26 protein-coding genes and 2 pseudogenes are annotated in these 23,149 nt (G+C 37.1%); 21 read left to right on the forward strand and 7 right to left on the reverse strand.

The window, feature by feature from the left end:
• Nucleotides 1–198: 198 nt before the first annotated feature.
• A complete protein-coding gene (locus NST91_RS10715; RefSeq protein ID WP_341331108.1) occupies nt 199–1,233 on the reverse strand; it encodes a C40 family peptidase in 1,035 nt (344 codons plus the stop codon).
• A gap of 338 nt (nt 1,234–1,571) precedes the next feature.
• Between NST91_RS10715 and NST91_RS10720 the strand changes: the two genes are divergently transcribed.
• The 11 genes and pseudogenes from NST91_RS10720 (at nt 1,572) to NST91_RS10770 (ending at nt 10,543) form a co-directional block, all read left to right on the forward strand.
• Nucleotides 1,572–2,696, forward strand: a complete 1,125-nt coding sequence (locus NST91_RS10720) for a conserved virulence factor C family protein (protein ID WP_341331109.1) — start codon at nt 1,572–1,574, stop codon at nt 2,694–2,696.
• 154 nt (nt 2,697–2,850) lie between these two features.
• Nucleotides 2,851–3,285 carry a BrxA/BrxB family bacilliredoxin gene (locus NST91_RS10725; RefSeq protein ID WP_341331110.1) on the forward strand — a complete coding sequence of 145 codons (435 nt, stop codon included), beginning with the start codon at nt 2,851–2,853 and terminating at the stop codon, nt 3,283–3,285.
• Nucleotides 3,286–3,345: 60 nt separating this feature from the next.
• Nucleotides 3,346–4,119 (forward strand): class I SAM-dependent methyltransferase, encoded by a 774-nt coding sequence (locus tag NST91_RS10730; protein ID WP_341331111.1) that lies wholly within the window; start codon nt 3,346–3,348, stop codon nt 4,117–4,119.
• A gap of 80 nt (nt 4,120–4,199) precedes the next feature.
• Nucleotides 4,200–4,334 carry a YuzL family protein gene (locus NST91_RS10735; RefSeq protein ID WP_341331112.1) on the forward strand — a complete coding sequence of 45 codons (135 nt, stop codon included), beginning with the start codon at nt 4,200–4,202 and terminating at the stop codon, nt 4,332–4,334.
• Nucleotides 4,335–4,705: 371 nt separating this feature from the next.
• On the forward strand, nt 4,706–5,299 hold the full coding sequence (locus tag NST91_RS10740) for a YpjP family protein (protein ID WP_341331113.1): 594 nt from the start codon (nt 4,706–4,708) through the stop codon (nt 5,297–5,299).
• 202 nt (nt 5,300–5,501) lie between these two features.
• Nucleotides 5,502–6,218 carry an anthrax toxin lethal factor-related metalloendopeptidase gene (locus tag NST91_RS10745; protein WP_341331114.1) on the forward strand — a complete coding sequence of 239 codons (717 nt, stop codon included), beginning with the start codon at nt 5,502–5,504 and terminating at the stop codon, nt 6,216–6,218.
• Nucleotides 6,219–6,276: 58 nt separating this feature from the next.
• Nucleotides 6,277–6,936, forward strand: a pseudogene (locus tag NST91_RS10750) (thymidylate synthase); the annotation flags it as partial.
• A 260-nt stretch (nt 6,937–7,196) separates the two neighbouring features.
• Nucleotides 7,197–7,493 (forward strand): annotated as a pseudogene (gene thyA / locus NST91_RS10755) (thymidylate synthase); the annotation flags it as partial.
• A 301-nt stretch (nt 7,494–7,794) separates the two neighbouring features.
• Complete coding sequence (locus NST91_RS10760) at nt 7,795–8,289, forward strand: dihydrofolate reductase (protein ID WP_341331115.1); 495 nt, start codon at nt 7,795–7,797, stop codon at nt 8,287–8,289.
• A gap of 176 nt (nt 8,290–8,465) precedes the next feature.
• Nucleotides 8,466–8,762 carry a YusW family protein gene (locus tag NST91_RS10765; protein WP_341331116.1) on the forward strand — a complete coding sequence of 99 codons (297 nt, stop codon included), beginning with the start codon at nt 8,466–8,468 and terminating at the stop codon, nt 8,760–8,762.
• Between the two features lie 212 nt (nt 8,763–8,974).
• On the forward strand, nt 8,975–10,543 hold the full coding sequence (locus NST91_RS10770) for an IS1182 family transposase (RefSeq protein ID WP_341329892.1): 1,569 nt from the start codon (nt 8,975–8,977) through the stop codon (nt 10,541–10,543).
• Nucleotides 10,544–10,662: 119 nt separating this feature from the next.
• On the opposite strand, the gene trhA is transcribed toward NST91_RS10770, so the two are convergent.
• Complete coding sequence (gene trhA / locus NST91_RS10775) at nt 10,663–11,316, reverse strand: PAQR family membrane homeostasis protein TrhA (protein ID WP_121448257.1); 654 nt, start codon at nt 11,314–11,316, stop codon at nt 10,663–10,665.
• 262 nt (nt 11,317–11,578) lie between these two features.
• Here trhA and ilvA point away from each other — a divergent pair, with 262 nt between their 5' ends.
• From ilvA to NST91_RS10790, 3 genes are all read left to right on the forward strand, one after another.
• Entirely contained in the window at nt 11,579–12,850 is a 1,272-nt protein-coding gene (gene ilvA, locus NST91_RS10780; RefSeq protein ID WP_341331117.1) for a threonine ammonia-lyase IlvA, read from the forward strand.
• Between the two features lie 85 nt (nt 12,851–12,935).
• Nucleotides 12,936–13,187 carry a DUF2535 family protein gene (locus NST91_RS10785; RefSeq protein ID WP_121448259.1) on the forward strand — a complete coding sequence of 84 codons (252 nt, stop codon included), beginning with the start codon at nt 12,936–12,938 and terminating at the stop codon, nt 13,185–13,187.
• A 138-nt stretch (nt 13,188–13,325) separates the two neighbouring features.
• Nucleotides 13,326–14,168 carry a DegV family protein gene (locus NST91_RS10790; protein WP_341331118.1) on the forward strand — a complete coding sequence of 281 codons (843 nt, stop codon included), beginning with the start codon at nt 13,326–13,328 and terminating at the stop codon, nt 14,166–14,168.
• Nucleotides 14,169–14,201: 33 nt separating this feature from the next.
• Here NST91_RS10790 and NST91_RS10795 read toward each other — a convergent pair whose 3' ends face one another.
• From NST91_RS10795 to NST91_RS10805, 3 genes are all read right to left on the reverse strand, one after another.
• Nucleotides 14,202–14,681, reverse strand: coding sequence for a PCYCGC motif-containing (lipo)protein (locus NST91_RS10795; protein ID WP_341331119.1), 480 nt, complete (start codon nt 14,679–14,681; stop codon nt 14,202–14,204).
• Between the two features lie 293 nt (nt 14,682–14,974).
• The gene (locus tag NST91_RS10800; RefSeq protein WP_341331120.1) at nt 14,975–15,262 is read right to left on the reverse strand and encodes a hypothetical protein; all 288 of its coding nucleotides are present in this window, start codon (nt 15,260–15,262) and stop codon (nt 14,975–14,977) included.
• Between the two features lie 23 nt (nt 15,263–15,285).
• Nucleotides 15,286–16,584, reverse strand: a complete 1,299-nt coding sequence (locus tag NST91_RS10805) for an MFS transporter (RefSeq protein WP_341331121.1) — start codon at nt 16,582–16,584, stop codon at nt 15,286–15,288.
• Between the two features lie 265 nt (nt 16,585–16,849).
• Between NST91_RS10805 and NST91_RS10810 the strand changes: the two genes are divergently transcribed.
• Genes NST91_RS10810 through cysC form a run of 5 tightly spaced genes read left to right on the forward strand, consistent with a single transcriptional unit; the run spans nt 16,850 to nt 20,641 of the window.
• Complete coding sequence (locus NST91_RS10810; RefSeq protein ID WP_341331122.1) at nt 16,850–17,617, forward strand: phosphosulfolactate synthase; 768 nt, start codon at nt 16,850–16,852, stop codon at nt 17,615–17,617.
• The gene (locus NST91_RS10815; RefSeq protein ID WP_341331123.1) at nt 17,602–18,162 is read left to right on the forward strand and encodes a histidine phosphatase family protein; all 561 of its coding nucleotides are present in this window, start codon (nt 17,602–17,604) and stop codon (nt 18,160–18,162) included. The genes NST91_RS10810 and NST91_RS10815 overlap by 16 nt, the downstream gene beginning before the upstream one ends.
• Nucleotides 18,143–18,850: a phosphoadenylyl-sulfate reductase gene (locus NST91_RS10820; RefSeq protein ID WP_341331124.1), complete on the forward strand. Its 708-nt coding sequence runs from the start codon at nt 18,143–18,145 to the stop codon at nt 18,848–18,850. Before NST91_RS10815 ends, NST91_RS10820 begins: the two co-directional genes overlap by 20 nt.
• A 26-nt stretch (nt 18,851–18,876) precedes the next feature.
• Entirely contained in the window at nt 18,877–20,025 is a 1,149-nt protein-coding gene (gene sat, locus NST91_RS10825; protein WP_121448267.1) for a sulfate adenylyltransferase, read from the forward strand.
• A gap of 10 nt (nt 20,026–20,035) precedes the next feature.
• On the forward strand, nt 20,036–20,641 hold the full coding sequence (gene cysC, locus NST91_RS10830) for an adenylyl-sulfate kinase (protein ID WP_121448268.1): 606 nt from the start codon (nt 20,036–20,038) through the stop codon (nt 20,639–20,641).
• A 24-nt stretch (nt 20,642–20,665) separates the two neighbouring features.
• On the opposite strand, the gene NST91_RS10835 is transcribed toward cysC, so the two are convergent.
• Nucleotides 20,666–21,286 carry a YitT family protein gene (locus tag NST91_RS10835; RefSeq protein ID WP_341331125.1) on the reverse strand — a complete coding sequence of 207 codons (621 nt, stop codon included), beginning with the start codon at nt 21,284–21,286 and terminating at the stop codon, nt 20,666–20,668.
• Between the two features lie 176 nt (nt 21,287–21,462).
• On the opposite strand from NST91_RS10835, the gene NST91_RS10840 reads away from it, so the two are divergent.
• A complete protein-coding gene (locus tag NST91_RS10840) occupies nt 21,463–22,056 on the forward strand; it encodes an SCO family protein (protein ID WP_121448270.1) in 594 nt (197 codons plus the stop codon).
• Between the two features lie 45 nt (nt 22,057–22,101).
• On the opposite strand, the gene NST91_RS10845 is transcribed toward NST91_RS10840, so the two are convergent.
• On the reverse strand, nt 22,102–22,251 hold the full coding sequence (locus NST91_RS10845) for a hypothetical protein (RefSeq protein ID WP_165918238.1): 150 nt from the start codon (nt 22,249–22,251) through the stop codon (nt 22,102–22,104).
• Nucleotides 22,252–22,394: 143 nt separating this feature from the next.
• Here NST91_RS10845 and NST91_RS10850 point away from each other — a divergent pair, with 143 nt between their 5' ends.
• The gene (locus NST91_RS10850) at nt 22,395–22,964 is read left to right on the forward strand and encodes a YkoP family protein (RefSeq protein ID WP_121448271.1); all 570 of its coding nucleotides are present in this window, start codon (nt 22,395–22,397) and stop codon (nt 22,962–22,964) included.
• Nucleotides 22,965–23,149: the final 185 nt, after the last annotated feature.

Below are 23,149 nucleotides of genomic sequence, written 5' to 3' on the forward strand. Positions count from 1 at the left end.
TTGGATCATACGAATGCCTTTATACCGCAAATTTATATAAAAGCATACGCATTCCTTATTTTCGAATGCTTTTATCACATTTTGCCTTGAAAATAATACGCAAATGGGTATTTATTACATTTTTCATCCCCGTTTGAAACGTTTCCCAACTGGAGGCTACAGTTTTTCCAGTTGTTGGTTAACCCCAATTAAAAGAAATTATAATCTTTTCGCACCTAAATAGCGTGATTGCCAGTAGTTGATCGTCATTTCATCAATACTTACACCATCGGTGGAATCGGCATGGATAAATTTATTGTCGCCAAGATAAATACCAGCGTGTGATGGACCTGGTTTATAGGTTTGGAAAAAGACTAAGTCCCCAACACTTGGTGCCGACACACTCGTACCTTGATTCCATATACCAGTAACAGTTCGTGGGATGTTAACTCCTTTTTGCGCAAACACATATTGTAAAAAACCACTACAATCAAATCCACTTGGTGACGTTCCACCCCAGACATATGGAACCCCCATGTAATCCATTGCAATAGATATCACACTGCCATCAACTGGCGGTGTTTCAATTGGTTCAACGGCGGTTTCATCCGTTTTGTTAGTCGAATTTGGCAGTGTCTGAGCTGTAACCACAGTTACTTTTTTAATGGTTAGCCCCCTGACATTTTTGTTTTTCATAATGTGATCGATTGTTTCGTCAGTGGCAAGCCCGTTTGATTCTAGGTTGAACTTTTTTTGATATGCCTTCACGCTTGCCTCCGTGACGGATTCAAACTTCCCATCTACTAAACCACTATAATAGTTTAATTTGTGTAATTTGGATTGTAGCTGTTTGACCTCAGGCCCCTCGTCACCAACAGAGTAGAAAGGGGGCTTTGGCTGTATGATGACTTCATTTAATTTCTCTAATGTTACTTCTCCAGCAATTCCGTCAACCTTCAAATCATATAATTCTTGAAATCTCTTTACAGCTTCTTGAGTAGTTTCTCCATAGTGACCATCGATTGTTTCATAATAAAAATTTAATTTATGTAATTCGAATTGAAGAAAACGGACTGGATATCCGGTATGACCATAGCGTAATTCCTGATTTGTATCGAATTGATAGTTTTTATCTAGTAATGGATCCAAATTCTGCTTTTCAGTTGCATCAGCTGCGAGTGGGGAGCCGAAGAAAAATCCAGCAGCTAGAGATGTCACGACAATGGCTTCGCGTGTTCCATAGCTTTTTTTCATAGAAGACCTCCTTGGTGTTTGCGAAAGCAAAATAGTATAGTTTTCGAAAGTTTGTTGTAGAGAAAGGCTATGGATTTGAGTTGAGTACGATAACTCACTTAAAAAATGTATTACTTTTTCCAATCCTTAGTACAACAAAAGCGAAAACAACTCTTAATGAACACACATTTATGATATTGAGTCAAATAAGTCATTATGACATAAGTTCGGATAATTAGTACTAAAGCGCTAAAATAAGACAAGGACTAATCGGTAATATAAGTTCTCACAATGGATATATTGTTATTTCGTGTGCTACAATTACGATAGTATACTCAGTAGGAGAAGGAGCGGTAGATGTGAAAATTAAATCAATTGAACCAACACCTAGTCCGAATACAATGAAAATCATTTTAGACGAGGAACTACCAAAGGGGAAAAGCAATAATTATAAGAAAGAAAATATAGATCAAGCACCACCTCTAATTAAAGAAATATTGGCAATAGAGGGTATTAAAGGAGTCTATCATGTAGCAGATTTCCTAGCGGTTGAACGAAATGCGAAGTATGACTGGCAGGAGCTGCTGCCAAAGGTTCGAAAGGTTTTTGGGGAGGTTGTCGTAGAAGGCGAAAACGAAGCTCCAAAGCTGGATGAGCATTTTGGAGAAGTAAAGGTTTTTGTTCAAATGTACAAAGGTCTTCCAATGCAGGTTAAGCTTCATGACGGTGAACAGGAATTCCGATTTGGATTACCTGATGTTTTTCGGGAAGCATTGCTACGTGCACAAGAGGTTTCAGGTAATGTTGTGTTAGAAAGAGAATGGAAGGAACAAGGTGTTCGATATGGCAATCATGAAGAAATAGGGAAAGAGGTTGTCGATGAGCTAGCTGCTGCATATCCCAAAGATAGACTTGACCGCATTGTTAAACAGATTTCAGAGCAAACTTCTGCTCCAACTATCCAAAAAAGACAATCCTATAAAGTTACTTTGGAGATGTTGGAGGATCCTGAATGGACAAAACGCTATGCAAGTCTCGAACAAATGGATCCAGAAGAGGAGGATATTCCTGTCCTTGCTAAAGCATTGAAAGATGAAAAACCGTCTATTCGTCGTTTAGCAACTGTGTATTTAGGGATGATTGAAAAGCCTTCAGTGTTACCTTATTTGTATGAGGCTTTAAAGGATAAGTCTGTTACTGTTAGAAGAACAGCAGGTGATTGTTTATCAGATATCGGTGACCCTGCTGCAATGGAAGCAATGTGTGAGGCATTGAAGGATCCGAGTAAGCTTGTAAGATGGCGCGCAGCAATGTTTTTATTTGAGGTTGGAGACGATTCTGCATTAGATGCTCTAAAAGCCGCTGAAAATGACCCGGAATTCGAAGTGAAAATGCAAATCAAATTAGCCATCGAACGAATCGAGGGTGGAGAAGAAGCAAAAGGTTCAGTATGGAAGCAAATGACCGAAAGCCGAAATAACTAATTGGGTTTCATCCGTGTTTCATTAAACATTCTGGGGGTTAACTCCAGAATATAAAAAACATTGATATTGATTGGATGTTTGAAAATTGATTTTGCTTGGTCATCTATAGTATGCTAAGTTTATCGAATTTGAATTGGAATTGGGAGGGATTTATATGTCAATGGCATATGATGAATATATGAAGCAAATTGTGAAGCCGATGCGCCAAGAACTTGTTGTTGCTGGATTTGAAGAGCTTCAAACAGAAGAAGAAGTAGAAAACTTCATGGAAAAAACAGAAGGTACTACATTAGTTGTAGTAAATTCTGTATGTGGTTGTGCTGCTGGACTTGCAAGACCTGCAGTTACTCAAGCAGTTCTTAATAACGAGAAGAAACCAGACCACCTTGTAACTGTTTTTGCAGGTCAAGATAAAGACGCAACAGCAAAGATGAGAGAGTATTTTGAAGGCATCGAGCCATCATCTCCATCCATGGCCTTATTAAGGGGCAAGGAAGTTGTTCACTTCATTCCAAGACATGAAATTGAATCAAATTCAATGGAAGCAATCATGGAAAACATAACTTCCGCATTAAATAAGCATTGCTAAAAATAGAAGTTCAAAAAGGATGTCACTGCGACATCCTTTTTTGTTCAAATAGGTGATTATATGGTTGTAACGACAGCAGGAAGAACAAATGATGAGATGATTGAGTTGGCGAAAAAAACTGCATTGGAACTCAATGTTTCTTTTATCGAGAGGAAAAAGCGTTCTATCGCAAAGATACAAGAACAAACCAACGAAGATGTTCTTGTTGTGGGAAAAAATAGAATTGAAATCTATCCTTCTCATGGTGATGAGCCACTATTCTTCCATCCGAACTCTGCTATGTTTCGCATGAAAAGAATCATGAAGGGGGAGCATGATCCCTTTATTCAAGCATCAGAACTTACCCAAGGTAACTCAATTTTAGATTGTACCTTAGGCTTGGGGTCGGATAGCATTGTAGCAAGTTTCGTTGTGGGTGAATCAGGAAAAGTAGCCTCCCTTGAAGGAAACAAGTATTTGTATTATCTATTAAAGGGAGGGTTAAAGAGCTGGGATACCGGAAATGCGATCATGAACGAAGCGATGGCTCGAATTGATGTGATGCACGATACTTATGAAAGCTTTTTAACAATCTGTCCCCCGAATAGCTTTGATATTGTGTATTTTGACCCAATGTTTGAGGAGACAATTGAAGAATCAGAAGGGATAAGTGCTTTACGTAATTTCGCAATTTACTCTACAATAAGTCCTGAAGCGATTGAAGCAGCAAAGCGAGTTGCGAAGAAAAAAGTAGTACTAAAAGATCATTGGAAAAGTGAACAATTTGAAAAGTACGGTTTTACCGTTTATAAACGAAAAACTGCAAAGTTCCATTTCGGAGTGATTGAGGTTTAAGAGGGATTACTGCCTTCGGTTAATGCAGGATATTTTGCCACACCTTTGGATACTTTAAATAACGTACGGAGGTGATGAACATGGCAAAACGTAAAAAAGATCCTTCAACAATCGGATTAGGCTCTGCAGATGTAGAGGGACAAGGTACTACCAATCAAGAGACGGGACGAATAGAAATGGATTCGTCTAGACGCAAGAAAAAGAAAAAGATGTAACTAAAAAGTTGTATTACATATTCGTACAAAAATAAAGCCCGCTTAAAAAGCGGGTTTTGTCTATTCAGTCACACAACAAGTTATAAAATAAAGTAATGTAACAACACATGCAATACCAAAAATCCAATCCATTTTAACGAATCCACCTTTCAAATATGTATAGTATCCCTATTTTATCAAATATTGAGGATTTTATGAACTTTAATTTTACGAAGGATGTATTTCATGTCCTTATAATGTGGAGGTTTGATGATTTTCCATGATGGGCATTTATCCTTATTTTTTTATGATTTCTTAATTTCATAGTAAAAATTTTTGCTAGATTGTGTTAAAATGACGATAAGGGTAAATGTTGAAAGGGCGTTTTCGTTATGAAAAAATGGTTGCGAAAAGCATTAGTCGTCTCATTTTCTATTTTAACTCTTGGTTTGGTAACGCCACCACCGGCTCTCACTATGCAGCAGGCGGATGCCGATAAGCCAAGTAAGTTAAATTCGATTAATGACCAAAATGCTGAGTCGAAGCTATATTCCAATTTTGAATCTGATTATGGATATGACAGTAAAAACTTTGTTACATATGCGATGTCACAGGCTGAAACAAAATCCTTCGAGAAATTTGGGAGTAGAATAGGGCCTGTTATTGAAGATGAATTCCGTAGTGCAATCTTGCCGAAAATTGAAAGTGTAATTGAATTATTAGCCGAGCAATATCCAAGTGAAGAACTTGGACATCTTGAGATTTCAGAGCAACCGTCTGGTGGAAATGGGGAAAAGATTTTCCATATTTTCGATAAAACGTCTGGGAATGATATTATCCGTTTTCATGTAAGAAGGGATCATCCACCACAGGATGGCTATTGGTTTAACTTCCACTACCATACACATCATGATGGATTCCAAACACATCATACATTAGGTGAAATTTATTGGGATAAAAATACTCCGCCAAAATGGCTTAGTTAATAAAAGAGGAAAAGCAATCCAGAAGTCGATTATTCGCTCCTTTGGATTGCTTTTTTTGTCCGTATTTTTCCTGCTTGAATAACTTACCACTCCTAGTCTAGCAGACTCATATTTCTGAATATGGTATACTATTATTACCATTTTAAAAGAAGAGTGCGCTTTAGCATCACGATTTTATTCATAGATTAAGGAGAGCATTCTTATGCAAAAAACGTTTATTCTTACGCTTCTATTTGTCCTGGTAGGTTTTACCTATCATCCTGGTGAAGCGTCTCCTCATGGGGTTCCACTAAAAGATTATCAATCTCTCACACTATATACTGAAACATCGAATCTTAATAACTACGAAAAATTAAAAAACATCATAGTATTACCTGAAACTAGATTTAATGAGTCTGCCGCAGCAAAAATGATTGAACGTGTGAACCATATTGATGAACTTATCTTGCAAGGACTGGTTGACAATAGTGTAGTGCTGAAGCTGTTTACAGGTAATTTAACGGACGAGCCTACAGCTGCCTATTTAAAAGGAGAAAAGCCGCGTGGCTATAGTGAAAATGGACCGACTTGGGACGATGTTCCGGGAATTGGTGGCTCAGAAGTTGTACTAGCCAAAATCGGATCTAGTGAAAAGGGAAATGGCCATGGTTCTATTAATTTAGAGTTGCATGAATTGGCCCATTCGATTGATAATTTTGTATTTGGTACAATCAGCAATGATCCCAATTTTTTAACCATTTTGCAAAAGGAAGTCAATCAATTATTCCCGGATCGTTCTTATTTTAGTGATTATCCTGAAGAATATTTCGCAGAAAGCTTTGCAATGTATTATCTGTCGGATCAGACAAGAGAAGAATTAAAACTTGCAGCGCCAATGACACACCAGCTTTTTAGTGAATTAAGCAAAACTCAGCAATGAATTCGAATGCTATTTGTAGTAATATAGTAGAATGAAGTTCATGCAAGGAGTGAATCTATTGAAACATGGTGAAAATGCGTACCTAGATCTATTAAAGCATGTTCTTGAAAAAGGTACGAAAAAAATGGATCGAACAGGGACAGGAACGGTTTCAGTTTTTGGCTATCAGATGCGTTTTAATTTAAGTGAAGGCTTCCCTTTGCTAACGACGAAGAGAGTTCCATTTCGTTTAATTGCGAGCGAACTACTTTGGTTTATTAAAGGTGACACGAATATCAGATATTTACTGAAAAATAACAATAATATCTGGAATGAGTGGGCTTTTAAAAATTGGGTTGAGAGCGATGAATACAAAGGTCCAGATATGACGGATTTCGGAAACCGAAGTCTGGTTGACTGCGAATTTAATGAGTTGTATCAAGCTGAAATGGACAAGTTTAAATCTCGTATTTTAGAGGATGATGACTTTGCTACAAAATATGGAGAGCTTGGTCCAGTTTATGGGAAACAATGGAGAGCGTGGGAATCATCACGTGGTGAAACCATTGACCAGTTAAAAAATGTCATCAATCAAATTAAAAATAACCCAGATAGCAGACGTCATCTTGTCGTCGGATATAATCCGGGTGATGTTGAATTCATGGCACTACCACCTTGTCACAGTCTGTTTCAATTCTATGTGGCCGATGGGAAATTGAGTTGTCAGTTGTATCAGCGTTTGTAAATGAGCGCCTTTAGGGAGAAATCTCTATAGAAAACCTACCTAAACGGGGAAACTCTTGCAAAAGACAATCCCGTGCTAAATTGTTTCAAATTGAAACATAAATGCCGAACGACTATCCCATTTGGGAGTACACCTAAGCAGGTGGAAATGGTAGGGGTCCATCATTGGATCGTGATATAGTCTCATCTGTATGGCGACATACAGCAGTTCATAAGTGAACGGGCTAGGCTTAGCGAACCTAGTCGAAGATCATGTCAGGCGACCTTTTTCTCGGAATCCCCTTCAACATCGCAAGTTATGCTCTATTAACTCATCTAATCGCATTTGAATGTGGATTAGAGGTAGGGGATTTTATCCATACGATTGGAGATGCCCATATTTACACAAACCATATCGAGCAGGTGAATTTACAGTTAAGTCGTGAGCCACGTCCGTTCCCGGCATTAAAATTAAATCCTGCAGTTAAATCTGTTTTTGATTTTGAAATGGATGACATTGAAATCGTTGGGTATGAACCACATCCAACTATTAAAGCACCAGTTGCCGTATAACATAATTCAGCAGAATTCCCTACCTTTATTAGTGGGGAGGACTGAAAAAAGTGTTCAAATTTGCTTGGAGCGACTGAAAAAAGTTATAGCCTCCGGCGGATCCACGATTTTTCAAAGGATTTTTCGAGCTGTAAAATCAAAGACTAAGAACGCCACATCCTGTGGCAACGTCTATATGACCCACTTCCTGTAGGTCTAAAAATCTGGCGCAAATATGCCAAGACGTATTTGATTGTAATTCCTATTTCTATGATCCTAAGGTATAATCGACCTTAGGATCTTTTTAGTTAGGAGAATATATATGATATCATTACTAGTTGCAATGGACAGAAACCAATTAATCGGCAAGAACAATGATCTACCATGGCGTTTACCTGCAGATTTAGCTTATTTTAAAAGAGTAACGATGGGGCATACCATTATTATGGGACGTAAAACTTATGATTCAATCGGACGCCCCCTTCCAGGACGTGAAAATATTATCGTAACACGTGACACTTCGTATAAGGCAGAAGGCTGTAAAGTGATTCATTCCATCGAGGAAATTGTAAAAATGAATCAACAAACTGACCAGGAGCTATTTGTAATCGGCGGGGCGGAAATTTTTAAAGAAATCCTACCACATTCAGACCGTCTGTACATAACTGAAATTAATAAAGAATTTGAAGGAGATACCTATTTCCCAGCGTTTGAAAAAGACAAGTGGAAGGTTATTTCAAGAGAACAGGGGATTAAGGACGAGAAGAATCCTTATGATTATACGTTTTTGGTATACGAAAAAATCCCACAAAATTAATGAAAGCAAACAAAAACGCTATGATTTCTCATTGTAGAAACATAGCGTTTTTTATAATTTGTCTCGATTCTTTTGGAGTAAGTAAGAGAGAGGATTCCGTTTATAATTAAACTTGTATAAGCAATACGTGAAATAGCTAGAATGGTAATTATTATCTACAAAAAGGAGCATATACTATGAAGAAACTAACATTAAGTATGGCTGTTATCTTTTTTTTAATAACTATTACTGGCTGCAATGCCGACGATGAAAATGTAACCAAGGTTCCTGAAGAAGTACCCGTTGAGGAGGAAGGAACGAATAACCAAATCAACACAGATCAAACGAAGGAAAATCTATTTAACTTTACAAACTTCGATTTGGATGTAGAATACGCTGAAAATAAGGAATATGACGTGGATTATGAAAGTGAAAGCAATGGATTGGAAGCGGAAATCAAGGATGATATATCAAATACACAAAGTTTGAGCTAGAAGTTAAGTTTCTTGATGGGACTGAGAAGGAGTATAATAACTGAATTAATCATAAGGGGCTGGGACAAAACCCTCCTCTGAACTGAAAAAGCCTGTGAATTTTTACTATGAGTAAAATTTCACAGGCTTTGATTATTTTTAAATAAAAAATAAGGACATTCTTTGTTAAAATTAAGTTACCACACAAAATCCAAACAGAAAGAAGTGTCCTTATGTTTAAAGATTATAACATGAATCAATTAATTTTGCCTTTAGATTTAGAAGTAAAATTACAAAATAATGATATTGCCTTCCATGTCCATCATTTAGTTGAAAGTATCCCGCAAGAAGCATTCGAACCATTTCTTCGAAATGAGGGTTGTCCTGCTTATCATCCACGCATGATGCTTAAAATTATCTTGTGTGCCTACTCGCAATCTGTCTTCTCTGGACGCAAAATCGAAGCCCTATTAAAAGATAGTATCCGTATGATGTGGTTAGCTCAAGGGTATGAACCAAGCTACCGCACAATCAACCGATTCCGTGTTCAATCAGAAGTGAAAGATTTAATTCGCAAATGTTTCGTCCAATTCCGTTGCCAATTAGTTGAAGAAAAACTTATTGATCAAGAAGCTATTTTTATTGATGGTACAAAGATTGAAGCGAATGCGAATAAATTTACGTTCGTTTGGAAGAAATCCATTGAGAAATATAGTGAAAGCTTAATTGAAAAGTCAAACCAGCTATACAACGAGCTACTTAAGAACGAAATCATACCTGAAATTGAACGCGAAAACACCGAACAGTTATCGTTGGAAGAGCTCACTCAATTGGTTCAAAAAGTAGACGAAGTCGTAACCGAGTATGATAAACAAATTGAAGTTACATCAGATGTTTCAGAACGAAAAGCTTTAAGAAGCGAACGCAAATATCCGAAACAAGTACGTAAGCAATTGATTGATTTTGTCTTACGTAAACAGAAATACCAAGAAGACTTAGAAATCTTTGGCACACGTAATAGCTATTCTAAAACGGATCCTGATGCGACATTTATGCGAATGAAAGAAGATTATATGAGAAATGGACAGTTGAAAGCTGGTTACAATGTACAAATCGCAACGGAAGGTCAATACACTCTTGCTTATAGTTTGTTTTCTAATCCAACAGATACACGTACGTTAATTCCATTTCTAGATGAAATCGAGCAGCATTATTTCGAGTTACCGAAACACATTGTCGCAGATGCAGGTTATGGTAGTGAACAAAACTATAATGATATCCTTTCCAATAGAAAACGAGAAGCGCTTATCACTTATAACCTGTATTTGAAGGAACAAAACAAAAAGTTTAAACAAAACATATTTAACCCTGACAATTGGCAGTATGATGAAGAAACAGATACATATACATGCCCTAATCATAAACGTCTTGAGTTTCAATATCATTCTATTCGCACTGACCGTACAGGCTTTGAACGGAAGTTCAAAATCTATGAGTGCGAAGACTGTTCGGGATGCCCATTCCGCTTATCATGTACAAAAGCCAAAGAAGGTAACAATCGAAAACTAATGGTGAATGAAAAGTGGGAACAGCAAAAAGAATACGTAAGAGCGAAGCTTTCAGAAGAGAAAACGAGTGCCCTCTATCGAAAACGCAAAATCGATGTGGAACCAGTTTTTGGATTCTTGAAAGCTAATTTGCGTTTCTCCCGATTTTCTGTTCGAGGAAAATCGAAGGTGGAGAACGAAATGGGTCTAGCTTTAATGGCAGTGAATTTAAGAAAATTCACTGCCAACAACTAAGGTAATAGGAGAATTTACACGAAAAATAGAAAAAGGTGAGTTTGAGCGTGCTCAAACTCACCTTTTTCATTATTCGAAGCTAGTTAATGTCCCAGCCTCCTTTTAAATCCGAGCCTTTTTTATGAGATAAACGGTACGTCTACGACATAAAATAGGATGCTAAAGAACATCGCGGCACTTCCCGCTAATACAAATAAATGCCAAATTGCATGGTTAAATGGCAGCTTTCTCCAAACATAAAAGACAGCTCCAACTGTGTAGAGGATTCCACCAGTTAATAGCAACATAAAGCCATTAAACCCGATGCTTTCATATAAAGGCTTAATGCCAACTATGATTAACCACCCCATCAGAACATAAAAAACCGTTGAGAGAATCATAAACTTTTCAACGAAGAAGACTTTAAACACAACTCCAACAATCGCTAGTCCCCATACAATTCCGAAAAGAGTCCAGCCTAACCAGCCTCCTATTGAAACGAGAACGAAGGGAGTATATGTTCCAGCAATTAATAAATAGATCGCTGAGTGATCTAGTATCGCGAACAGCTTTTTCACTTTCGGGTGTGTGATGCTGTGTAATAGCGTTGAAAATAAATACAGCAGTATCATGGATGCCCCGAAAATAGAGAAGCTAACAATATGCAAGACGTTTCCATATTTCACAGCAAATACGATTAACATCACGAGGGCAGGAATGCTTAATAAAACTCCTATACCATGTGTGATGGCATTTGCAATTTCTTCTTTTAATGATTCTTGTCGAAATGTCATATTTATCACCTCTTGTTACATCTTTCTCCAATCATACTGCTAATAAAAAAAGAACACAAATGACATTCGTAATATATCCCCCCGCTAAATTAGAAAAAAATTTCATAAAAATGACTGGTAGCGATTTCATTTCAAAAAGTAATACAATATTTAGAAAATTTTACTCCAGATAGGCTAATTCATGTTATAATGAACAAATTAAATCTTCATTACTGTACAGTGTTGTTGTAGAAATAAGCGAAGCGAAAGGGGATATGGGCTCATGGCACAAGAGGTAAAACAAAAACTAGATGGGATCCATGTAGAGGATATCATAAAAGCGAATCAAACATTAAAGGATGTTATAATCCATACACCTTTACAAAGAAATGAATTACTATCTGAACGTTACGAATGTAACTTATTGATAAAAAGAGAAGATTTACAAATTGTCCGTTCTTTTAAAATAAGGGGAGCCTATAACCGGATTAAAAATCTTTCGGAGCAGGATTTAAAAAATGGCGTTGTTTGTGCGAGTGCTGGAAACCATGCACAAGGCGTGGCTTTTTCCTGCTTTGCTTTAAAAATTCAAGGTAAAATCTTTATGCCATCCACGACACCAAGACAGAAAGTTTCTCAAGTAGAGGCTTTTGGACGGGAATATGTAGAGATTATTTTAACAGGCGATACTTTCGACGACTCTTATGAAGAAGCTGTAGCATGTTGTGAAAGAGAAAATCGTACATTTATCCATCCATTTAATGATGCTGATGTTATGGCAGGTCAAGGAACAGTAGCGGTAGAAATTTTAAATGATTGTGCAGAACCAGTCGATTATGTATTTGCAGCGATTGGTGGGGGCGGACTTATTTCAGGAATTTCAACCTATATGAAGAGCATCTCTCCTGAAACAAAGATTATTGGTGTTGAGCCTGAAGGTGCAACAAGTATGAAGACTTCAATTGCCAACGGGGCGGTTACTACATTGCCTAAAATTGATAAATTTGTTGATGGGGCAGCCGTTAAAACGGTGGGTGAAAATACATTTGAAATCAGTAAAAAGCTTGTTGACGATATTATTCCTGTGCCTGAGGGAAAGGTATGTACAACTATTCTGGACCTATACAACGAAAATGCGATTGTCGCCGAACCAGCAGGGGCATTATCAATTGCTGCACTTGATATGTACAAGGATCAGATTAAGGGAAAAACAGTTGTCTGTGTACTAAGTGGTGGTAACAATGATATCAGCAGAATGCAGGAAATAAAAGAGCGTTCGATGCTCTATGAAGGCCTACAATGCTATTTCATTGTGAACTTTCCTCAAAGAGCAGGGGCATTACGGGAGTTCTTACTTGATGTACTTGGACCAACTGATGACATTACTCGTTTTGAATATACAAAGAAAAATAACAAAGATAATGGGCCAGCATTAGTAGGGATTGAATTAAAAGCGAAAGATGACTACCAAGCATTAGTAAACCGAATGGAGAAAAAAGGGTTCCCATTCCGCGAGTTAAATAAAGAAAATACATTATTTAATTTGTTGATTTAAATTCAATAATTCTACATTTTTAGACAAAGACGTAATGCTTGTTTTCATGTATAATATAAGAAACGGGTGAAAAAGGACTGATAGTTTGCTATTCAAAAGCCTAGAGTTCAAAAATAGTTATGGACATAAGGTAAAAGTAATTGAAATTCCAGTATTAGAGGAAGGCAACACATATCGCTTTATGCTCGATTTTCGTTTACAAGCATATTTGTCGAAAATCATGACGAAATCAAGTCCAGGTCAAATCTATTCGTTTCGAGAATATTTGAAGACAGTGCTAAAATGGACTGATTACGAACGGATTTTCAAACTAGATATTTTAAAACATAATGCATAGTTTTAGAATGAGAGCTGATTTTAAAACATTAAAATCAGCTCTTTTTTTCTGGTTAGGTATAAATTGTAAGCAATCCCCCCGTTAAAATTTGGATAAACTATTTTTATAATAGCTGTACCAGACGTAGGAAGTGAACGTATGACAAAGGTAAAAATCGTAACAGATTCTACAGCAGATTTATCAGAGGAACTAGTAAAAGAACTAGGAATCGAAGTTGTTCCCTTATCAATAACGATTGATGGAGAAACGTTTTTAGATAAGGTAGACATCACTCAACAAGAATTTTTAGCGAGAATGAAGCAATCTGTCGAATTGCCAAAGAGCTCTCAGCCAGCAGTTGGGCATTTCGTCGAGCTTTATGATCAGTTAGGAAGTGATGGCAGCGAAATTATCTCCATTCACATGACAGGTGGGATGAGTGGTACAGTTACATCTGCTGAGAATGCTGCTAATATAAGTGAATCAAGTGTAACCGTAATAGATTCCATGTATATTTCAAGGGCTTTAGCTTTTCAAGTAATTGAAGCTGCAATAATGGCAAAAGCGGGACAAACGAAAGATCAAATCGTGAAACGAATCAATGAAATTAGGGAAAACTCAACTTTGTTTGTAACCGTTGATACTTTAGAAAACCTTGTAAAAGGTGGGCGGATTGGAAAAGGCAAGGCATTTATTGGTTCTTTATTGAACATTAAACCAATTGCTTCTTTACAGGATGGCGTCTATACTCCAGTTTCAAAGGTAAGAAGCCATGCACAAATCGTGAAATACTTAAGTAAAAAATTCGCTGAAGATGTAAGTAATAAAACGATAAAAGGTGTAGCGATAGCTCAAGTTGATGCAATCGAACTTGCGGCAAATTTAAAAGAGGCAATCAAAAAACTAACCGGATACGAAAAGGTTGATATCGTTGAAACTACTCCAGTGATCAGCACCCATACTGGCCCAGGTGCAATTGGGTTTATGTATTACGCGGAATAGGACAAAAAGGACGTGTGAATTTCACACGTCATTTTAGATTTCAGGTTGTGGAGTTGGTGTTGGGTTCGCATAGCCTTCTTTATATGTTTCATCGATCATAGCTCGTATTTCACTTGGTGATTTCCCGTTTGAATATTCAAGTACGGCTGTAGCTGCGATTTCTAGGCAAACGTTACATTTTGTACCGTGATCATCCCATACAACTGCATCGCCTTTATTCTCATGGACAAAGCAATCGTAATTATCGCGATGTCCAACAGAATCAGCACAACCACAATAGCACGGCATTGATTCGAGTAAATCTTTGTGCATTGCTGCAGCTTTATATATTGTTACTAGTTCCTCTGACTTATCATCTAGAAAGGAGGGCATCACATCAATTGAGGCTGTTTCCTCACGTATATCTCCGATTACATGGTCTTCACCTCGGGACTCATGACTTTCTCCATTTTGGGAGCAACCAACCATACCAAACACGAGGACCAGCATGAGAAGAACAGATAATTTTTTCATTTCAAACAACCTTTCCAATGTTTATGTAAGCCCATTTTAACATAATCCATGTCCCTAAAATATATGTTCACTATTTTGTCAAAATACAAAATGCGCAAGGCACACAATTCCAACTAAGAGCAAGGCATGTCCTGTGCCTAACACTGCAAGCCTAACCATCCTTGCATGGGCGACAAGCACAAGAAAACTAATGACAGAAAGGCGCTTTTTGCCTTCAGAAGCGAATGACTTGTGACCTCGAGCCGAGAGCATGAGGAGCTTGGCAAAGAAAAAGGATATCGATATCGATATCCTTACTTATCTTCAGATTCTTCATCTGCTAAGTCTAATTTTTCTCCACCAATCGAGATATAAGAAAAAATATCTAAATCTGGCTTAACTTTTGCCATACCTTGAATGTACGGAGTGATCGTGTCTTTAAAATCTTTACTTACGCCTAATTCCTCACAGTGTCCATAGACATACATTTTTTTATCGTCAAAGAAAAACGAGATATAGCCAAGTGCTTTTTTTTCTTGATTGACTATGTTAAGTATTTGACATTCTTCTTTGATAACCTCTGGAGAAACGAAAATTTGCAAAGGTCAACCTCTCCTTTATCATATTAGGTAAACTGAAGTTTTTTGAACAGGGAATCATTTGTTTCTTTTTTAGGATTTTTCTTTTTAACATGAATTAGGAGCATACATAAAAGCCCAACTATAAGGGTTAAAGATGCAGTTGTTAAAAACATTCCGGCTCTTGACCAACTCATTAACCATCCATATATAGGCGGACCAATGGCTACTCCTAAGAACCGAACGGAACCATAAAGTGAAGTAACAAATCCTCGCTTTTCGGATGAAACAGAGCCCGTTATAAAGCTGTTTATACAAGGTAATACAAGTCCAGTTCCGATACTGCTGATTGCCAAAACGGCAATAAACGGAATTAAGCTCTCAAAAAAGACTAATAACGCAAACGATATAGTCATGAGGATAAGTCCAATGATGATAAGCTTCTTCATCAAAGGCATCTTTTTACCAATTTTACTACCTGTAATATACGATGTTGTTGTCATACATAATAATGGAATTGCTAATATTGCTCCTTTAAGTACACCATCTGTATCATACGTTTTTTCTAATACATCAGATAAATAAAAGAGAATCCCAAAAAGGGTGAATAAACAAGTTGCTCCAGCTAAATATGCTGTGAATAACCATCTGCCTTCATGTTTAAACACTGAAAACAATCCGCGCACATACTTTTTAAGTGGGGGTGGTTCTTTCTTTTGCTTTTTCTCTTTAACAAAGAATATCGTGAGAAGTACGGAAATTAAGCAAAAAATTGGGAATGCAAAAAAGGCAGCATACCAAAATAATAACGCTAGAAGGGAACCGATAATTGGTGATATTACCTTTCCAAAGCCATTTGATGCCTCCACGAGTCCTAAAACTCGGCTTTGTTTTCCCCCTTTAAATAAATCTCCAGTAAGCGCCATTGCGATAGGTGCTGTTCCTGCGGCACCGATACCCTGCATAAGCCTACCAGCCATGATCCAAAAATAAGGACTAGAAAACCATGCGGCTGCAGCACCAGCGAGCAATCCTCCTGTACCGTAAAGAATCAATGCTGGTATAATAACCGCTTTTCTTGAAAAACGATCCGAGAAATAACCAAGTAATGGAATAGAGATCGCCGCTGCAACTGAAAATGTTGTGATTACAAGACTCACCTGAAATTGGCTGATATCTAGCTCTTTTTGCATTTGTGGTAATACAGGAATGAGCATCGAATTACCAAGTACCAGGATTAGTGGAATAGAACTAATCGCAACAATTGTCATTGCTGAATTTTTTTGATTTGACAAGTTTTTGCATCTCCTTCTTTTACGGTATGTAAAAGGCTGGATGAACTTCATCCGTTTCCCTCTTGTCATTGTCGTTAAAATCAATTATTGCTTTACTAGTTTTTCAATATCTCACGAAACCTATTCTGTAAGTAGTTTCCAAATGAACAGTGCCCAGAAAAGCCCAATCTATACACCCTTTACCTATTTTTGAATAACATATCAACTGTAAGATGATGGGTATTTGTAATGGAAATAGAACAGAAGCCTATGAAAAATTGGGCAAATGTAGTGAGGATTTTTTATCCTTACGCTGAACTAAGGAGGAGTTATTCCTATGGATTTTTTAGATGTTCCTATACGAACACAGGGAGAACGTAGTTATGGACTTACCTCAATCGCTGATTTTGGTACTCCGTTAGGTCAATTAGAGGCTTATTTACAGGATTATCATACCTATATCGATATCGCGAAAATTGGGATTGGCTCCGCCTATGTGACCCCGAACCTACAAGAAAAAATCAACCTCTATAAAAAATACAATGTCATTCCTTATTGTGGCGGTACTCTTTTTGAAAAATGCTTTGTACAAGAGAAACTTGACGAATATGTACTAAGTTTACAAAAGCTAGGGATTGAATGGATTGAGGTCTCAAATGGAACAATTGACATCCCACTTCATAAGAGAATTTCATTAATCAAAAAACTAAAGCAGCATTTTAATGTAATTGCAGAGGTTGGGTCTAAAGATCAAGATAAAGAAATGCCTTTATCTGAGTGGGAACATGAGATTAATTTATTGCTGGCAACAGGTTGTAAGTATGTTATTACTGAGGGGAGAGACTCAGGGACAGCAGGTATTTACAATCGTTCGGGCAATGTGAACATGGATCTAATTAATCAAATTTCCCAAAATATTGACGTAAATAAGGTGATATTTGAAGCCCCAACACCTAAACACCAAATGTTTTTTATTAATCAGTTTGGAACAAATGTCAACCTCGGCAATGTGAAAATTAACGATGTACTGGTTTTAGAGGCACAAAGACTCGGACTACGAAGCGAAACATTTTTCCTGGGTGAAAAGACATGGAACTTACCTTAATCAGGCATCTTCCTACTGAATGGAATGAAAAGGGGGTTCTCCAGGGTAGCAAGGATATTCCTATTTTAGAACTTGCTGACGCAAACAAGAAGGCGATCGAAACCAATAAAAAATTGTTAAAACCAACATACTCATTGATTTTAACAAGTGAATTAACCCGCACTCAACAAACAGCAAAGTCCTATGGATATAACAGTTTTAAAATAGAGCCACTGTTAAATGAGCTTCATTTTGGAGAATTTGAAGGGAAAGAAAAGAAGCTTCTCATCGAAACGTATAAAGATGAGTGGTTTACACGTCCAGGTGAAATCATGCTTGGGGAAAAGATTTCGAACTTGGAAAAAAGGGTGCACACATTTTTATACAAATACAAGGATTTTGAGTCAATTTTAGTATTTGGTCATGGTTCTTGGATACGGGCATGTGTATCCTGTCTTACATTCGGAGCTATCAATAATATGAACCAGCTAGAGATTAAAAATAATCAGTTGCTAACGATCAACGTGAGAGAGGAGGAACACAAGATTGAGCGTCATCACATATGAAAATTGGAGTGAGAAAAGGGTAAAGGACGTTGTCAACAGCAACAAAGATTATTATGACATTTTAAAATGGGCATATCGAACATATGCAGCAGAAGACATCGTCTACGCATGTAGCTTTGGAGCAGAGGGTATAGTGCTCATTGATTTGATTGCTAAGGTCAATAAGGCTGCCAGAATTGTCTTTCTAGATACAGGACTTCATTTCAAAGAAACGTATGAACTCATTGATAAGATCAAAGAAAAGTATCCTACTCTAAATATTGAACTAAAAAAACCTGCCTTAAACCTAGAAGAGCAGGCAAAAAAGCACGGGGATGAGCTATGGAAAACCAATCCTAATTTATGTTGTCAGATTCGAAAAATTGAACCTCTACATGAAGTTTTAACATCTACCAAGGCTTGGATTTCGGGACTACGGAGAGAACAGGGGCCAACCCGCAAAAATACGGAATACCTAAACAAAGATGAAAAATTTAAGAACATTAAAATCTGTCCCCTTATTCATTGGACTTGGGACGATGTTTGGACATATATTAAGCTGAACAATCTCCCCTACAATGAGTTGCATGACAAAGATTATCCAAGTATTGGTTGTGCACCATGCACAAATCGAGTATTGAATGGAGATTTGCGTTCAGGAAGATGGGCCAATTCTGATAAAACAGAATGCGGTTTACATGTGAAATAACGAAATAGGTAATGGAGGTTTTTAAAGTGTCATTAAGTACGCCGCATGGCGGTTCGCTGGTAAATCGTTTCAATCCAACTTTAAATGTTGAAGACATTGATAAACAAATTGAACTGAGCAACATGGAGTTAAGTGATTTGGAATTAATAGCAGTTGGGGCATATAGTCCGCTTGAGGGGTTTATAGGTAAAGAAGACTATGAATCGATTCTACACTCAATGAGACTTTCAAACGGTTTACCGTGGTCAATTCCTATCACTTTGGCGGTTGATAAGGCAACGGCGAAGAAGATCTCAATTGGAGAAAAGGTTCAATTAGTACAAAATGGTAAGGCTTATGGGGTCATAGAAGTGTCTGAAAAGTATGTACCAAATAAAGAAGCAGAAGCCTTTAATGTGTATCGTACGACGGAAGATGCACATCCGGGGGTTAAACGATTGTATGAAAGACCAAGTGTGTATATTGCGGGTCCGATTCAAATGATAAAGCGTCCAAAAAAGGAAAGGTTTGAAACCTTTTACTTGGACCCCATCGAAACAAGAGCGGTGTTTGAGCATCTTGGTTGGAAGAAAGTAGTCGGATTTCAAACAAGAAATCCAGTCCACCGAGCACACGAGTATATTCAAAAATCTGCATTAGAAGTTGTAGATGGATTATTTTTAAATCCATTAGTCGGAGAAACGAAATCGGACGATATTCCAAGTGATATTAGAATGGAAAGCTATATGGTTCTCCTAGAAAAATATTACCCGAAAAACAGAGTGTTCTTATCGGTATTTCCGGCTGCAATGCGTTATGCTGGGCCAAGAGAAGCGATTTTTCATGCTCTAGTAAGGAAGAATTATGGTTGTACTCACTTTATAGTCGGTCGGGATCATGCAGGAGTGGGAAATTATTACGGAACATATGATTCACAAACAATTTTTAGTCATTTTACAGAAGATGAACTAGGAATTTTGCCATTGTTTTTTGAGCATAGTTTTTTCTGTAGAAAATGTGGGAATATGGCGTCCGCAAAAACATGTCCTCATAGTAAAGAAGACCATGTCATATTATCCGGCACAAAGGTACGTGAAATGCTAAAAGCGGGTAAAAAACCACCAAAGGAATTTAGTAGACCAGAAGTAGTTGAAGTCCTCATTAGAGGAATGGCAGAACAATACACAAAGATATAAGGTGGGAAATATGGGCGAAGAACAATATATTATATGGCATCAATCAACAATTACGAAGAATGAGCGACAACAACAAAATCAACATAAAAGCTGTGTGATTTGGTTTACTGGACTATCAGGTTCAGGTAAATCCTCATTAGCAAATGCCCTTGACAAAGAACTTTTCTCACTAAATGTACAAAGCTATGTCCTTGATGGTGACAATATTCGTCATGGATTAAATGCTGGCCTAGGATTTAGCAAACAGGACAGGAAAGAAAATATACGTAGGATAGGTGAGGTATCAAAGCTATTTGTTGATAGTGGGCAAATCGTTTCAACAGCATTCATTTCACCGTTTCGAGAGGATCGAGATCAGGTGAGAGCCTTGTTTCCTGACGGCGAATTTATCGAAGTATATGTGAAATGTCCAATTACTATTTGTGAAAATCGTGATCCAAAGGGTTTATATAAAAAAGCAAGGAATGGAGAGATATCCGAATTTACAGGAATAAGCTCTCCATACGAAGAACCCTATCGTCCAGAGTTGATTTTAGAGACAGATAAATTAACCATTTCACAATCAGTTGGAACAATTATTAACTATTTAAAAGAGAGGGAAATTCTGTTGAAGTAAGAAAGTACATTTGGCTTTCTTACTTTATTTTTTTCTCCACCCCAGTGATGGTGTATTGATAAACGAAGGTGCTCTAAGATGATAGATTACATCAATAATATTAGTTGATACTGTTTGGCATATAATCGCATAAAAAACGATAGGGATATCGATTACTGATGCTGTTAATAAGAAAATGCAAAAGTTTAACCATAGCATGACTTTACCAGGAGACCAATCATTGTATTGAGCAATCATTAATGTTGGAATAACCATTCCGCCACTGGATGAACCACTTCGGATTAAAAGTCCGACTCCAACACCAAAAATCACTGCCCCACTTAATAGATCCAGCCAGAAGAACGGGGTTAAGAAGGATCCAAGAGTAGATACATAACTCACTGTCACTGAAGTAATCGTCACGGCAATCATCGTTTTTACCGTCCATGAAAACCCAAAGTATTTTAAAGCAAGAATTAAAAAGGAAAAATTGACTATCCAAAGGGATATGCCTAGAGGCAATTGAACCCAGTGATTCATTAGTATCGCAAGCCCCGCAGCACCACCGGAAGGAATATTATGAGGAAATAAAAATAAGGACATACCGAGCCCCTGTAAAAATGCGCCGATTACAATACATATGTAGGTAATAATAATTTTAGGCATTTGAATAAAAACCTTTCCAACCAGTATAATAGAACCTCATAACCGATAACCTCCCAAAACTCACTCTCCTTGTCCATTTTATGATGACAAGCTGTTTGATATGTTCGAAAATTGTTCACAGCTATTTTGTTGTAAGTTTGTCACATATTCTTTAAAATGAGATATTGAATGGAAAAATGACGAATGTAGGTGAAAACGTGAAAAGAATAAAATTTTTTGTTATGATTGCCCTTATTTTTATTTTAGCTGCTTGTGGAAATAGTGGTATCGCAAATCCGCTGAACTATGAGGTTTCCGATTTCTCCTATGTAGATCAGAATGGCGAGGATTTTAGCCTTAAAGATTTAGAAGGAAAAGTATGGATAGCGGATATGATCTTTACACAGTGTGACACGGTGTGTCCACCAATGACCGCACATATGGCTAAGCTTCAAGGAATGGTAAAAGAAGAGGATCTAGATGTTGAATTTGTTTCCTTTTCAGTTGACCCAGAAGTTGATACGCCTGAAATGCTGAAGGAATATGCAGAAAGCTATTCGGATGATTTATCAAACTGGCATTTATTAACTGGATATACAATGAATGAAATCACAGTATTTGCAAAAGACAGCTTTGCTGCCTTAGTTGCAAAACCAGAGGGTGAAGACCAGGTGGTGCATATGACTAAGTTCTATTTGGTAGACCAAAATGGAACAGTGTTAAAGGATTATGATGGAGTTTCAGATACTCCATATGAAGAAATTATCGCAGACATAAAGAAAGTACAATAGTTGATTGTAATAGGACTCCTAGCCGGAGTCCTTTTTGCTTACCTCTCAATCCTCTGCAGATTCAACGCCGTCAACAACGATGGTTTCTAGTTCTTTCCAGAACAACTCGTGACTAGTAAATGTCATACAGCCACTTGAGATTTGTTCTGGGAATTCTTGTTTTGAATTCTGTTGTTTTTCATGATCTTTTTCCATATCAAATACATCCTTTCAAATTTTATTGAATGTACATAGTTTTTTTAAAAGTTTCTACTTTTATCTTGCCTTACTTTTCCAAAATAATTTTCAATTAAAATAGAGAAAATGAAACTGTAAATGATTGTTAAGGGGATGCATCCATGCTCGCAAAAATGAAGCTGTGCGTGATTACTATTTGGACAATTCTTGATCCGATTTATTATGGACTTACAAGACTTACATATGTAGAGAATAAAGAGATTTTGCGGGTTAAAGTAACAAAATATAAAGGACGTTCCTGCATTCTTGCTGATGGAACCGAAATAAAGAAAAACGATTTATTAATAAAAATTCATTTGCATAATGTAGTTTTACTTAGAGAGTTGATTTGCATTCAAGGAGAAACTTCGAAGGCTAGAATGATATACAAGCAAGTGAAGCAGGCGTTACCTGGGGTAGCCGAGTATTTACTTAACCATCCAAAAAGGGATGAGATAAAGGGACTTATTGGTATTACTGCACTAAACAAAGGCAGCAAACGACTTGGTTTTGAAACTGTAGCGATATCAAACAAAATCTATCTTTGGTTTAAATTAATTGTATTTCTTCCCATGTATTGTATGGCAGTTTCAAATATGTCAGCGCAAAGTATCCGTAGACAGCCGATGTATTTATTTATGTCTAAAGATACATTGTATAAACTTTATTCAGAAAGGTCTCAAACTTCATAAGTGGGATGAATATAGAAAAGACACTAGCTGAATAAAATTAGAACCTCGACGAATGCCACAGATTTTAAAAGGGAAATTTCGATCAATAAGATCAATGACTAGAAACGCCGTGGCAGCGACTTTATGACCCACTTCATTTAGGTCTAAATCTGGCGCCTATATGACTTAGTATTTTGATTTGTAAT

It is taken from the genome of Ferdinandcohnia sp. FSL W7-1320, assembly GCF_038050315.1.
Lineage (GTDB): Bacteria > Bacillota > Bacilli > Bacillales > Bacillaceae_L > Ferdinandcohnia > Ferdinandcohnia aciditolerans.